Genomic DNA, 12,975 nt, shown 5'->3' with positions numbered 1-12,975 from the left:
GAGGCGGGCACCGCCAATTCTATCTACAGAGAACACAGTCGCACCGGACTGCAAAGGCTTAATATGTGTGGGATGTTACCAACCACCAGATAGATGTACGACCGGATACTCGTGCCGACCGACGGCTCGTCCGACACCGAGCGCGCGGTCGAACACGCCGCCGAACTGGCGGCCGCACACGGGGCGGAGCTTCACGCCGTCTACGTCGTCAACTCGGCGACGTTCGCGGTCTCCACATGGAGACCTCGTGGGAGGGCGTGGACGACGTGCTGCGCGAGGAAGGCCAGAACGCGCTGGAGCGGGTCGAGGAAATCGCGTCGAGACGGGGCGTCGAGGTCACGTCCAGCATCCTCGACGGGTCGCCGAGCAGGCGCATCGTGGAGTACGCCGAGACCGAGGACTGCGACCTCGTGGTGATGGGCACCCACGGCCGGGGCGGCATCGACCGCCTGTTGCTCGGGAGCGTCGCCGAGGGCGTCGTCCGCGCCTGTTCGGTCCCGGTGCTGACGGTGCAGGTGGGCGGCGACGGCGAGGAGTCTGTCGAATCGGAGACCGAGAGCGCGAACGTCGGGCGGTCGGTGCCGTAAACGAGAGTTCGTATCAGCTACTGGCGACTCGAAGAGCATTCCTAGCGACTTTACGACTACTGCCTGCACCGCAGAGTCACCGAACGGCACCGCGACCACTGCCTGCACCAGTACCGTAAACCGTCCTGAGGCCGACAACGAGGAGTCACCGCACCCGCCTGCACGCGCCGAGAGTGTTTAGATACGGTCCACCAACTATCCACGTCGCTCGGTGAATCAGCCGACCTCTTGGTAGACTGAAAGGGCGAGTGCGGCTCGCGTTCATCGTGGTCGTCTCAGCGACCCCTATCCGAAGACGAGCGAAGCGAGTCGAGGATATGTCGCTGACCGCGAACCGCGCGAGGGCTTTCGAGGTCCCGTCGCTGGTTCCGTGGCGTGTCGTAACTCTCGTCGCCGTTTCTGTGGCGTATTTGAACGGTACCGCGTCGAAAGCGCAAGTCAGAGATTCACCTCACACCGGGCGCAGGTGTTCGCAGTCGCCCGCGTGGACCCGGACGCGCTCGCCGTCGTCGGTCTCCACCACGAGCGCGCCCGGGAACGCCACGTCCACGGCCTCGCCGACGAGTTCCCCGGTCGACTCGCGGTCGCCCCGCTCGTCGTCCGTGGCGCTCTGCGCCACGCCGGTCTCGACCCGCACGCGTTGGCCGAGCGTGGCCGACCGCTCGCGCCACGCTTCGACCGCCTTCTCGGGGTCGGCCCGGAGTTCGTCGAATCGCTCCAAGAGGCGCTGGACGAACGCCCGGCGGTCGATGTCGCCGACCTCCGCCTCGATGCTGGTCGCGCCCTCGGGGAGGTCGTCGGTCGAGACGTTCGCGTTCACGCCGACGCCGACCACGACCCACGAGACGCGGTCGGCCTCCCCCTCCATCTCGGTCAGGATACCGGCGAGCTTTCGGCCTCCTCTCTCCCCTTCGTTGCCGACGAGCACGTCGTTCGGCCACTTGATTTCGGCGGGGACACCCGCCTCGCGGGCAGCGTCGGTCGTCGCCACCGCGGCCGCCAAGGTGAGCGCGGGGGCGTGGGCGGGCGGCAGGTCGGGCCGGAGGACGACGCTCGCCCAGACCCCACCCGAGGGGGCCGACCACTCCCGGTCGAGTCGCCCCCGACTGCCGGTCTGCTCGTCGGCCAGCACCGCGACGTCCGCGGTCCCCTCGGTCGCTAACTCCCGGGCGCGGTCGTTCGTGCTTCCGATGGCGTCGTAGTACTCGACTTCGAAGGGCGCGTCGAGACCGAACTCGACCGCGGGACCGCCGTACTCCGGCGGCGCGTCGAGGACGTAGCCGTCGTCGTCGCTGGTAATCTCGAAACCCGCGTCGCGGAGCGCCTCCACGTGTTTCCAGACTGCATTGCGCGAGACGCCGAGGCTGTCGGCGAGTTCCGGGCCGGGGACGGGTCCGTCCGCGAGGGCGTCGAGGACGGCGCGGCGCGTGTCGTTCATGGTGGGAGGTACGAACGAACGGGTCAAGAAAGACGCGCTTCGCGGAACCGCCGTCAGTTCGAGACGGTGTCGGCGGCGGCGAGCAGTTCCTCGACTCGCGACTGGTCGCCCGCGAGGCTGACGCGCTCGTCGCGGCGCTCGTAGGAGACGATTCCCGCGTCGTCGAGTTTCGGGAGGTGAGCGTGGTGGAGCGACTGATAGGTTCGTTCGGTGGCGTCGCCGTCGGCGACTTCTTCGGCGAGTTCTTCGACCGCCACCGCGTCGCCGTCGTAGTCGAAGAGGAACGAGAGGGTCTCGCGGCGACGGTCGGCGGCGAGGACGCGCAACGTCCGTTCGACCGACGGGGCGTCGCCGTCGGCGTCGTGCGGAGGGTCTCGGGACATCGTTGACTCGACGTAACAGACGGTCGCGTCCGGTGTAACGATTGGGCCTTACGTGAGAGGCATTTAAGAGTCACTCGACACCGGCGACGCCGAGGCACTGCCGGATGAAACTGTTCTGGGCGAGGAACGTCTCGGTGTCGAGCGAGACCGCGACGCCCTGTCGTTCGTCGGCCACGAAGTGCATCTCGATGGCCTCGCCGAACACCCAGACCGAGCAGTTCAGCGGGCCTTGACCGCGGAGGTCCTCGCGGATGGCCTGTTCGTAGGAGTTCGCCCAGAGGTCGGCGACGATGTTGTCTATCTCCGTCTCCGAGAAGTCGTCCACGTCCTCGCGGACGAACACGACCTCGTACCCCTCTCGGTCGTGGTAGATGACGCTCCGCAGACCGTCACCGACCTGCGCGTGCAGAAACTCGGTTAGCCGATAGGGGTAGAGTTGCGGCACGAGTAGGCGTTTGCCCGCGCACCGCAAGTGGATTGTGGCTACGTATTCACGGTCGTCGCTCCGTCACTCGATGACGATTAGAACGTCGCCCATATCGACGCTGTCGCCCTCGCCGACGGCGACCTGCGTGACGGTGCCGCCGCGGTCGGCGACCACGTCGTTCTCCATCTTCATCGCCTCCAGCACGCAGACCACGTCACCGGCCGCGACCTCGTCGCCCTCCGCGACTTTCACGTCGAGGATGGTGCCCTGCATCTCGGCGGTGACGGTCTGGCCCTCGGCGTCGGCCGCGCTCGCCGAGTCGTCGCCGCCCTCGCCGCCCGCGGGCTGGGGCTTCTGGCCGCCGCTGGCCCCGCCGGCGTTCCCGGCGGGAATCGCGGCCGCGCCGCGCTCTTCGAGGTCCACCTCGAAGCGCTTGCCGTTGACCTCGACGGTGAACTCGCGCTCGACGACCTCCTCGTCGTCGCCCGCCGCCGAGTCGGTCTCGGTGCCCCACTTCTCCTGTGCCTCGGCGATGCGCTCGGGGTCGAGGGTGTGGTCGAGGTACTTCGTGGTGTGGGTGCCAGAGACGAACGCGTCGTCCTGCAGCATCAGGCGGTGGAACGGGATGATGGTCGGGATGCCCTCGATGTCGTACTCGGCCAGCGCGCGCTGCGAGCGAGCGATGCACTCCTCGCGGTCGGCCCCGTGGACGATGAGTTTCGCTATCATCGAGTCGTAGTCGGTCACGAGGTCGTCGCCCTGCCGGAGCGCGTCGTCGAGGCGGACGCCGATACCGCCCGGCGGGTCGTAGGTCGCGAGTTTTCCGCCGGTCGCGGGCGCGAAGTCGTCGGCCGCGTTCTCGGCGTTGATGCGGAACTCCATCGCGTGGCCTTCGAGTTCCACCTCGTCCTGCGAGAAGTCGAGTTCCTCGCCCGCGGCGACGCGAAGCTGGGACTTCACGATGTCGATGTCGGTGAGTTCCTCGGTGACGGTGTGTTCGACCTGAATCCGGGTGTTGACTTCGAGGAAGTAGAAGTTGGTGTCGGGACCGAGGAGTTCGCCGTCCTCGCGGTCCTCGTCCTCCTCGACGAGGAACTCGAAGGTGCCCGCGTTGTAGTAACCGGCGGCGTCGGCACCCCGGCGCGCGGCCTCTGCGATTTCCTCGCGGAGTTCGTCGGTCAGGGCGGGCGAGGGACCCTCCTCGATGACCTTCTGGTGGCGGCGCTGGAGCGAGCAGTCGCGCTCGCCGAGGTGTCGGACGTTGCCGTGGTGGTCGGCGATAATCTGGACCTCGATGTGGCGCGGGTTCTCGAGGTAGCGTTCGAGGTAGACGTTGTCGTTGTCGAAGTAGGCCTCGCCCTCGCGTTTGGCGGATTCGAGTTGGTCGTCGGTCTCGTCGGGGCCGCGGACGACCTTCATGCCGCGTCCGCCGCCGCCGCCCTCGGCCTTGATGGCGACCGGGTAGCCGTGTTCGTCGCCGAATGCCGCGACCTCCTCGGGGTCCTCGACGGGGTCGGTCGTGCCGGGGACGATAGGGACGTCGGCGTCCCGCATCGTCTTGCGGGCGTGGGTCTTCTCGCCGAGTTGCTCCATCGCGTCGGCCGACGGGCCGACCCACGTCACGCCGTCGGTCTCCTCGACCTTCCCGGCGAACTCGGCGTTCTCCGCGAGGAAGCCGTAGCCGGGGTGGATGGCGTCGGCGTCGGCCTTCTTCGCGGCGTCGATGACCGCCTCGTGGTCGAGGTAGGAGTCGGCCGCCCGCGCCGGACCGACGTTGTACGCCTCGTCGGCGTACCGGACGTGACCGGAGTCCTTGTCGGCCTCGCTGTAGACGGCGACGGTGTCGATACCCAACTCCTCGCAGGCCCGCATCACGCGGACCGCGATTTCTCCGCGATTGGCGACGAGTACCTTGTCGAACATTCTTGCACGGGGATACTCGGGATGGATACCTCATTCTGTCGGTTCATCCCGACCGAACTGGCGCTTCGTCCACTTCGAAGCCCCGACCGGTTGACGCGAGGTCGGAAATCGGGCTACTCGTCCACGACGCGTCCCATCACCTTCGCCTCGGCCTTCCGAAGGAGGTTCGACGCCGTGCTCTCCGCGCAGTCGAGTCGGGCGGCAACGTCCGCCAGCGTCGCCTCCTTGGGCACCTCGTAGTAGCCCAGTTCGGCCGCGACCGAGGCGGCCTCGAACTGGCGGTCGGTCAGCGCGCCCGCGACGGTGCCGTGGCGGCGGTCGTAGTCGCCGACCTCCTCGACCGTGGCTGTGATGCCTTCTGGGAAGCCGTCCAGTAGCGTCTGTAGGTCGTCCGACTCACCGACGACGGTGAACCGCATGTGGCCCTCACCGGTGTATTCTATCGGCGGGATGACGAGCAGGTGGCGGTGGGCGAACGCCGCTCGAAACCGGCGGTCGGCGTCGCGCGTGACCTGCCGGACGTAGGCGTAGAACGACTCCTCGTCGATGGGAGCGAGAGTGAAGGATTCGACCGACTCGACGCCGGAGATGACCTCGCGGTATGGTTCGACGTCGCCCTCGACGTAGAATAGCACGTACTCCACGTCCTCGCCGTGGAGGAGGTTCCACGCCAGCAACTCCTCGCGCTCGACCGACTCCGAGTCGGCGATGAAGTTCTGCATCGGGTGGCGGGTCCGCCGGGGCTGGCGGAGGGTGAGCGTGAGGTACTTCACGCGCGAGCTATCGGCGAGTACACTTAAAGAAGCTAGTGAGTTCGACGGAACTCCTATCGACGCGGCGTCGGTATCTCCTCGCATGAGCGACACGGCGAGGGAGGGCGACGCGGAAGGTAGCGGCGTCTCGGAAGGCGCTTCCGGACGCACCGACGCCCCAGAGAGCGGTGCCGAGCGCACCGGCGGGGCGGAGGGAACGGGCGCAGACGTCCGCGAACCGCCGCGACTCGACGGGTGGCCGCTGGTCGGCAACACCGTCGAGTTCGTCCGCGACCCGTTCGGATTCTACGACCGACTCGAATCGCGGGGCGACGCGGTTCGTTACAGCGTCGCCGGGGACGAGTTCTGCACCGTCTTCGACCCCGACTACGTGGAGCAGATTCTGGTCGCGGAGAACGAGCGATTTCGGAAGGCCCAGATTCTCCGGGACTCAGCCGCCGGGTTCGCCGAGCAGGGCCTGCTGCTCACCGAAGGCGAGGTCTGGCGCGACCAGCGCGTCCGCATCCAACCGGCGTTCACGCCCGAGAAGATTCGGGGCTACGCCGACGCGATGGTGACCTACGCCGACCGACTCTGCGACGACCTCGCGGACGGCGCGGTCGTGGACGTGGGCGACGCGATGTCGGAACTGACGCTCAAGATTCTGGCCAAGTCGCTGTTCGACGTGGACGTGGAAGGGCGACGGGCGGTCGTCCGGGAGGCGACGGCGGCGCTGAACGACCGCGGCGACGCCAGCGGCGCGTCGGCGTTCCTCCCCGACTGGGTGCCGACGCCGAAGAACCGGCGGTTCGACCGCGCCATGAGCGACTTCGAGTCGATGGTGGACGACCTGATAGCCGAACGCCGGACCGACGGCGAGAACGAGTACGACGACCTGCTCTCCATCCTGCTCGACGCCGAGGGACCGGACGGCACCACGATGTCGGAGACCGAGGTCCGCGACCAGATGGTCACGTTCCTGTTCGCGGGCCACGAGACCACCTCGCTCGCGCTCACGTACGCGTGGCACCATGCTCGGGCGCAACCCCGCCGAACTCGAACGCCTCCGCGGGGAACTCGACGCCGAACTCGGCGACAGACGCGCCACGATGGCCGACCTCTCGGACCTGCCGTACATCGACCGGGTGCTGAAGGAGACGCTGCGTCTCTACCCGCCAGCCTACGTTATCTTCCGGGAACCGACCGAGGACGTTCGGGTCGGACCCTACCGCGTTCGGGAAGGTACCAACCTCACGCTCCCCGTGTTCGAGATTCACCGGGACGAGCGATTCTACGACGACCCCGACGAGTTCCGACCCGAGCGGTGGCGCGACGACTTCGAGTCGGAACTGCCCGAGTACGCCTACTTCCCGTTCGGCGGGGGTCCGCGACACTGCATCGGGATGCGGTTCGCGACGACCGAGTTGAAACTCGTGCTGGCGACGATGGCCCGCGAACTCGCCTTCGAACCCACCTACGACGGTGACCCCGACCTCACCATGGCGGCGACGCTCCGACCCGAGGACCCGCTGGAGATGCGAGTCGAGCGTCGGTAACTCCGGTCGTGATACGAGGTATCACGCCACACTAATTCTTATTGTCCGGTCGCTAACACGTACGAACGCGATGACCGACATGGACCCCCGGCGCTACTACGACGAGTTCGGCGAGGGCGAGTGGGAACGCCTCGACGCCAACCCCGTCACGCGCCTCGAATTCGAGACCACGACCGACTACCTCGCCGAACACTTGCCCGACCCTGAGGAGCGTTCCGACTCGGACCAGACGACCGAACCCGTGCGCGTTCTCGACGCGGGCGGTGGGGCGGGCAGATACGCACTCTGGTTGGCCGAGCGCGGTCACGAGGTGACGCTCGCGGACATCAGCGCCGAACAGGTCGCTATCGCCCGCGAGAAGGCCGCCGAACGGGGCGTCGGCCAGCGCGTCGCGACCGAGCAGGCGGACCTCCGGGACCTGCCGTTCGAGTCCGAGCAGTTCGACGCGGTGTGCTGTCTGGGCGGACCCCTCAGTCACGTCGTGGACGCCGAGGAGCGCGAACGCGCGATTCGAGAACTCCGACGCGTGGCTCGTCCGGGCGCGCCGGTCTTCGTCTCGGTCATCGGTCGTCTCTCGTCGGTGCGGTACGGCATGAAACACGGCGAGCGGTTCGGTCTGCTGAAGCACATCGCCGAAACGGGTGACTACACGGAGGCGGCCGTCGAGGAACTGGCCGACGGCGAGGGGTGGGCCGAGTGTCACTTCTTCCGGGCCGACGAGTTCGAGTGCGAACTGGAAGACGGCGGCTTGACGGTCGAGAGACTGGTGGGGTTGGAAGGTCCCGCCTCGCAGTTACAGGAGGAGTTGTCTGACGTCGGCGAGGAGGGGATGGACGAGGTGCGCGAAATCGTCGCGCAGTTGCGGGAAGACCGGAGCGTCGTGGACACGTCCGAACACATGCTCGCCGTCTGTCGGGCGTAGTGACTTTAGAGTCGAACGTCTCCCGCTCGCGGTCGCTGGTTCCGCGAACGGGCGGTCAGCGCGTGAGAAACAGGTATCTGTCAGGAGCGCGGAAAGAGAGCATGGTCTCCCGCGAGAACAAGATAATCCTCGCCTGCATCGCCGTCGCGGTCCCCTTCGGATTCGCCGTCGCCTCCGTCGAGGGAGTACCCGACTGGGCAGGCTACCTCGTCGTCACCGCCGTGGGAGTCTTCCTGCCGGGGTATCTGACCGGGCGATACCGAGCGGACGGTGCGTAGCAATACGTTCCGTCGACGGACGGTCACCGCACGAGCGCCGCGTCCACGAGCGCACCCTCCGCCTTCCGGAGGAGCGCCGACGCCGTGCTCTCGGTGCAGTCGAGCGCGTCGGCCACGTCGGCCAGTTCGGTCTCGCGGGGCACCTCGTAGTAGCCGAGGTCGCGGGCCGCCTCGACGGCCTCGAACTGGCGCATCGTGAGGCGACCGGCCAGCGACCCCGCGAGGTGGCGGTGTTCGCCCAGCCGGTCGATTTCGACCGATACCCCGTCGGGGAAGTCGGCGACGACCCGCCGGAGTTCCTCGGGGTCGCCGAGGACCGTGAGCGCTATCGCGCCGTCCGGCCCGAACACGACGGGCGGGACGAGAACGACGCGGCGACCGTCCACGGCCGAGAGCCACACCTCGTCCTCGTGGCGCAGGTCCATCGTGACGTAGGCGTAGAAGGTGTCGTCGGTCACCGGCGCGAGGTCGAACGACCGAACCGACTCGACGGCGGCCAGCGCCGCTCGGATGGATTCGACGTCGCCGACCACCAGCGAGAGGAAGTCCACGACGCTCTCGGTCTCGTGGACCTGCCACGACAGCAACTCCTCGCGCTCGAAGTCGTCGCCGGGCGCGACGCGTTCGGGCACCGAGAGTTGCAGTTCCTCCGGGAGTCGGAGCGTCACGTCCAGAGATTTCACACGCGGACGAACAGACGCGACGTATAAAAAGACTAAGTGCTTCGCGGCAACCGGGAGGCGACTCCGCCGCGAAGGAGTGGACATGACGGAACTCGACCGCGCGCAACGAGAGCATCGGGCGAGCGAGGAGTCGCCGGACTGCCACCGCCTCCCGCCCGGTCCCGCCGAACTCCCCGTCGTCGGGTCGACCGTCGCGGCGTCCCGCGACGCACTCGGTTTCGCCGAGTCGCTCACCTCCTACGGCGACCTCGTCTCCTACAGCGCCTTCGGCGAGGAGTTCGTGGCCGTCTTCGACCCAGAGGTGGTCGAGACGGTGCTGGTCTCGCGCAACGACGCTTTCGAGAAGGGCGACTTCGAGATGGCGTTCGGCGACCTCGTCGCGCCGCGGGGTCTCGCCTTCGCCGAGGGCGAACGCTGGCGTCGCCAGCGCACCGCGCTCCAGTCGGCGTTCACCCCCGAGCGAATCCGGTCGTACGCCGACGAGATGGTCGCCGGGACCGCCGCGACGGCCGACGACTGGGCCGACGGCGAGGTGGTCGAACTCGGCGACGCCTTCGCGTCGCTGACGCTCCGGGTGCTGACGCGGGCGCTGTTCGACCTCGACTTCGACGCCCAGCGCGGGGCGGTCGTCCGAGAGGCGACCCGGGCCATCGGCGCGATTATGGACCGGTTCGGCCTGCTCTCGTTCCTCCCGGAGTGGGTCCCGACCCGGACCGAACGCCGGTACGAGCGGGCGATGGCCGACCTCGACGGTCTCGTGGAGAATCTGATAGCCGAGCGCAGGGGCGACACCGCCGACCGGGACGACCTGCTCTCGCTGCTGGTCGCGGCCGCGGACGCCGACGAGACGGGGATGGAACCCGAGGCGGTCCGCGACCAACTCGTGACCTTCCTGTTCGCGGGCCACGAGACGACTTCGACCGCGCTGACGTACGCCTGCTGGCTCCTCGCGGGGAATCCCGACGCCCGAGAGCGACTCGACGCCGAACTCGACGCGGTGCTGGGCGGGCGCGACCCCGCGTTCGGCGACCTCCCGGAACTCGACTACACCGAACAGGTCGTCCGCGAGGCCCTGAGACTCTACCCGCCGGTGTACTCGCTCTACCGTCAGCCCAGAACGGAGACGGTCCTCGGCGGCTATCGAATCCCGGCCGACACGACGCTCCAACTCGCGACCTACAACGTCCAGCGAGACGAACGCTGGTGGGACGCGCCCGACGAGTTCCGGCCCGAGCGGTGGCGCGGTGACCCCGAGTCCGAACGCCCAGAGTACGCGTACTTCCCGTTCGGCGGGGGTCCCCGCCACTGCATCGGGATGCGGTTCGCCATGACCGAACTCCAACTCGTGTTGGCGACGCTCGCGCGCCGGGTCGAGTTCGAGCGCGTCACCCGCGAACTGGACCTCTCGATGGGGCTGACGCTCGACCCCGGGACTGTCGAAGTACGCGCGTCGAAAACGAAGTAATCCGTCGGTGTCCCCCCGGATGCGCCGGAGCAGTGGGGATTCGGCGAGGCAGTCGAATACGACGGGTCAGTCCGCGACCGCGGCCCCGTCCTCGGCGTCCGCTTCGACTCCCGCCACCGTCCAACTGTCCGCGGTCGCGCCGTCCGCACCCGCAGCGCGGAGCGCCTCGAAGACCGACTGCGAGTCGGCACCCCACGCGATTACGTCCATGCCGTCGGCGTGGGCGCGCTCGACCACGTCGGTTCCGATGCAGAGGTCGGCGTGGGGGTGGAGGGAGTCGCAGTCGAGTTCGCGGGCGGTGTCGAGACCGCCCTCGACGCCCGGGCCGCCGCCGAACAGGTAGCCCAGCGAGGCGTCGGGGTCGGCCTCGCGGACCTCGGCCAGCGCCTCCGGCACGAACGAGGTGAACCGAGCCTCGCGGCCGGACTGGGCGACGACGGTCGCCGCGTCGGCACCGACGCCGGTCTCCTTCAGTTCGACTTGCACGCTCACGCTCGGGGGGACCGCGGCCAGCGCCTCCGAGAGGAGCGGAACGCCCTCGTCGGAGTCGAGGACGGCCAGTTCCCGCAGGTCGGTCCAGTCGAGGTCGGCGACCGCCTCGGTCCGGTCGGTCACTCTATCGACCGTCTCGTCGTGGAAGACGACCAGTTCGCCGGAGCCACACCGGCGCACGTCCAACTCGACGGCGGGGAGGCGTCGAGACGCGCGTTCGAGCGCGTGGAGGGTGTTCTCGGGGTACTCGTCCGCGCACCCGCGGTGGGCGATGAGTTCCATTGCTTGCCGAGGGAGCGGGACCCCTGCTTTGTAAACTTTCCGTACTCGTCACCTGACGGCGTCGGGGCGGGAGAATACGGGCGACGACCGGGCGAGCGGGAGGCGCTCACGCGCCCGTTCGAGGTCCGCGGGCCGGTTGATTTCGAGGTGTGCGTCGGGCGAGACGACCACTCGCTTGGTCGGCGTCTCGGGGTAGAGGTGCGGGTACCAGTCGTCGGCGTTGCAAGCCAGCACGTCTGTCGCGTCGTCCAGATTCCGTCGCGCGACAACGCCGACGCCAGCGTGTCGGTGGCCGGGAATCTCGCCGTAGTCGGTCACCTCGTCGGCGTCGTCGCAGCGTATCGCGGTGTGGTCGTTCTGGACGCCGGGCAGGCAACCGACGACGTTGTACGCCGGACCGACCTCCTCGAAGCGCCGGACCATCCGACCGAGCGTCCGCGGGGCCAGAACCACGTCGCCGTTCAGCACGAGGGCGTCCTCGTCGATACCGACCAGCGCCCGCCGCAGCGACTCGGCGTTGTCGTACTCGTCCCAGTCGTCCAGCACCACGGTGTCGGTCGTCGGCGAGCGCTCGTCGCGGTTCTCCACCGACGAGAGGCGCTCGCGGGCGGTCTCGGCCTCGTAGCCGAGGACGACGGTGACGGCGTCCGCGACTCCCGCCAGCGCCGCGCGCTGGCGCTCGTACAGCGTCCGGCCTTCGACTTCGAGGAACGCCTTGGGCACGTCGTCGGTGGTCTCGCCCATCCGGCTCCCGCGACCCGCCGCGAGAATCACTCCACGCACGACATCACCTCGGCGGCGGCGCGCTCGCTGGCCCTGCCGTCTATCGGAATCCCGAGTTCCGACCGGAAGGCGGCCGCGCGCTCGGCGATGCGGTTCGGATACCCCTCCTCGTAGAGGCGCTCGATGGTCCCGAGGTCGAGGTTCTCGACGCTCACGGTGTGACCGATGTTCGGGACCTCGTTCTCGTCGGACGCGACGTCGGTGAGTTGGACCAGCGGGCGACCGGTGTGGAGCCACTCCGTGACGATGCCCGAGTAGTCCGACAACAGGACGTCCGACGCCCGCATGCTCGCTATCGGCGTTTCGTTCTCGTCGAAGACCACGTTGGGTATCTCGGCGATGCGGTCACGGCACTCGGCGGTCAGCGACGCGCCGGGTTCCTCGTCGCGGTCCGCCGGATGGGGCCGGAACAGGAGTTCGTAGTCGCTGCCCTCGAACAGGTCGATTATCTCGCGGGCCGTGTTCAGGTACGACCCGCCGCCGTAGTTGTGGTTGGTCGGCGCGTAGAGCACGCGCCGCTCGCCCGGGCGCTCGGCGGTCACGAGTTGGTCGGCCTCCGGGACGCCGACGACCGACACGTCCACGTCGTCGGGGTAGACCTCCTCGTATCTGCTGGCCCAGCGCTCGCCGGGCGCGAGCGCGAGGTCCACCGCCTCGCCGGTCATCTCGGCGGTCTCCTCGATTTCCCCGCGACCGATGGACGCGCCGTGGCGGACGTGGACGAGCGGGTACTCCTCGTGAAACGTCGCGTCGTTGGCCTTGTGTCGGTGGTTGTACACCACCACGTCCGGGTCGATTCGCCGCACCTGCCGGTCTATCGCCCCCACCTCGTCCACGCTGACCTCGGGAATCGACTCGGAGGCACCCCGCGCCCCGACGTTCATCGGGACGTACGCGGACTCCGCGGTCACGTGTTTGTCTATCGCCTCGAACGTCTTGCGCATGAACGCGTGCTGGATAGCGTAGAGTACTTCGACCATAGTAGTCCCCTCCCGGCCCCCGGC

13 protein-coding genes and 2 pseudogenes are annotated in these 12,975 nt (G+C 68.3%); 6 read left to right on the top strand and 9 right to left on the bottom strand.

The genetic code is table 11. The features are described 5' to 3' along the window. Positions 1-93: 93 nt before the first annotated feature. Positions 94-587, top strand: a pseudogene (locus tag FXF75_RS05975) (universal stress protein). A gap of 451 nt (positions 588-1,038) precedes the next feature. Here FXF75_RS05975 and FXF75_RS05970 read toward each other — a convergent pair. The 5 genes from FXF75_RS05970 to FXF75_RS05950 all read right to left on the bottom strand — a co-directional run bounded on the left by FXF75_RS05970 (position 1,039) and on the right by FXF75_RS05950 (position 5,531). Next, positions 1,039-2,025, bottom strand: a complete 987-nt coding sequence (locus tag FXF75_RS05970; protein ID WP_163520667.1) for a biotin--[acetyl-CoA-carboxylase] ligase — start codon at positions 2,023-2,025, stop codon at positions 1,039-1,041. Between the two features lie 53 nt (positions 2,026-2,078). After that, complete coding sequence (locus FXF75_RS05965) at positions 2,079-2,408, bottom strand: ArsR family transcriptional regulator (RefSeq protein ID WP_163520665.1); 330 nt, start codon at positions 2,406-2,408, stop codon at positions 2,079-2,081. A gap of 70 nt (positions 2,409-2,478) precedes the next feature. Then, on the bottom strand, positions 2,479-2,853 hold the full coding sequence (locus tag FXF75_RS05960; protein WP_163520663.1) for a hypothetical protein: 375 nt from the start codon (positions 2,851-2,853) through the stop codon (positions 2,479-2,481). A 63-nt stretch (positions 2,854-2,916) separates the two neighbouring features. Then, on the bottom strand, positions 2,917-4,758 hold the full coding sequence (locus FXF75_RS05955; protein ID WP_163520661.1) for an acetyl-CoA carboxylase biotin carboxylase subunit: 1,842 nt from the start codon (positions 4,756-4,758) through the stop codon (positions 2,917-2,919). Positions 4,759-4,871: 113 nt separating this feature from the next. After that, the gene (locus FXF75_RS05950) at positions 4,872-5,531 is read right to left on the bottom strand and encodes a helix-turn-helix domain-containing protein (RefSeq protein ID WP_163520659.1); all 660 of its coding nucleotides are present in this window, start codon (positions 5,529-5,531) and stop codon (positions 4,872-4,874) included. On the opposite strand from FXF75_RS05950, the pseudogene FXF75_RS23445 reads away from it, so the two are divergent. The 4 genes and pseudogenes from FXF75_RS23445 to FXF75_RS05930 all read left to right on the top strand — a co-directional run. Then, positions 5,467-6,474: pseudogene (locus FXF75_RS23445) on the top strand (cytochrome P450); the annotation flags it as partial. The gene FXF75_RS05950 and the pseudogene FXF75_RS23445 overlap by 65 nt on opposite strands. A gap of 67 nt (positions 6,475-6,541) precedes the next feature. Continuing rightward, a complete protein-coding gene (locus FXF75_RS23035; RefSeq protein ID WP_163520657.1) occupies positions 6,542-7,066 on the top strand; it encodes a cytochrome P450 in 525 nt (174 codons plus the stop codon). Positions 7,067-7,136: 70 nt separating this feature from the next. Beyond that, complete coding sequence (locus FXF75_RS05935) at positions 7,137-7,988, top strand: class I SAM-dependent methyltransferase (protein WP_163520655.1); 852 nt, start codon at positions 7,137-7,139, stop codon at positions 7,986-7,988. A gap of 101 nt (positions 7,989-8,089) precedes the next feature. After that, entirely contained in the window at positions 8,090-8,266 is a 177-nt protein-coding gene (locus FXF75_RS05930; RefSeq protein WP_163520654.1) for a hypothetical protein, read from the top strand. 23 nt (positions 8,267-8,289) lie between these two features. Here the strand turns inward: FXF75_RS05930 and FXF75_RS05925 are convergent, their stop codons facing one another. Then, on the bottom strand, positions 8,290-8,949 hold the full coding sequence (locus FXF75_RS05925) for a helix-turn-helix domain-containing protein (protein WP_163520652.1): 660 nt from the start codon (positions 8,947-8,949) through the stop codon (positions 8,290-8,292). A gap of 82 nt (positions 8,950-9,031) precedes the next feature. Here FXF75_RS05925 and FXF75_RS05920 point away from each other — a divergent pair, with 82 nt between their 5' ends. Beyond that, entirely contained in the window at positions 9,032-10,414 is a 1,383-nt protein-coding gene (locus FXF75_RS05920) for a cytochrome P450 (protein WP_163520650.1), read from the top strand. A gap of 66 nt (positions 10,415-10,480) precedes the next feature. Here FXF75_RS05920 and FXF75_RS05915 read toward each other — a convergent pair whose 3' ends face one another. From FXF75_RS05915 to FXF75_RS05905, 3 genes are read right to left on the bottom strand one after another with little or no spacing between them, the layout of a single operon-like run. Continuing rightward, complete coding sequence (locus FXF75_RS05915) at positions 10,481-11,188, bottom strand: glycerophosphodiester phosphodiesterase (RefSeq protein ID WP_163520648.1); 708 nt, start codon at positions 11,186-11,188, stop codon at positions 10,481-10,483. 48 nt (positions 11,189-11,236) lie between these two features. Continuing rightward, a complete protein-coding gene (locus FXF75_RS05910; RefSeq protein ID WP_163520646.1) occupies positions 11,237-11,971 on the bottom strand; it encodes an NTP transferase domain-containing protein in 735 nt (244 codons plus the stop codon). Further along, positions 11,959-12,951: a CDP-glycerol glycerophosphotransferase family protein gene (locus FXF75_RS05905; protein WP_163520644.1), complete on the bottom strand. Its 993-nt coding sequence runs from the start codon at positions 12,949-12,951 to the stop codon at positions 11,959-11,961. Before FXF75_RS05905 ends, FXF75_RS05910 begins: the two co-directional genes overlap by 13 nt. Positions 12,952-12,975: the final 24 nt, after the last annotated feature.

This window comes from Halorussus sp. MSC15.2, from assembly GCF_010747475.1.
Taxonomy (GTDB): Archaea; Halobacteriota; Halobacteria; order Halobacteriales; family Haladaptataceae; genus Halorussus.
Note: the sequence above shows the minus strand (reverse complement) of the source record. Positions and strands in the feature narration are given on the sequence as shown.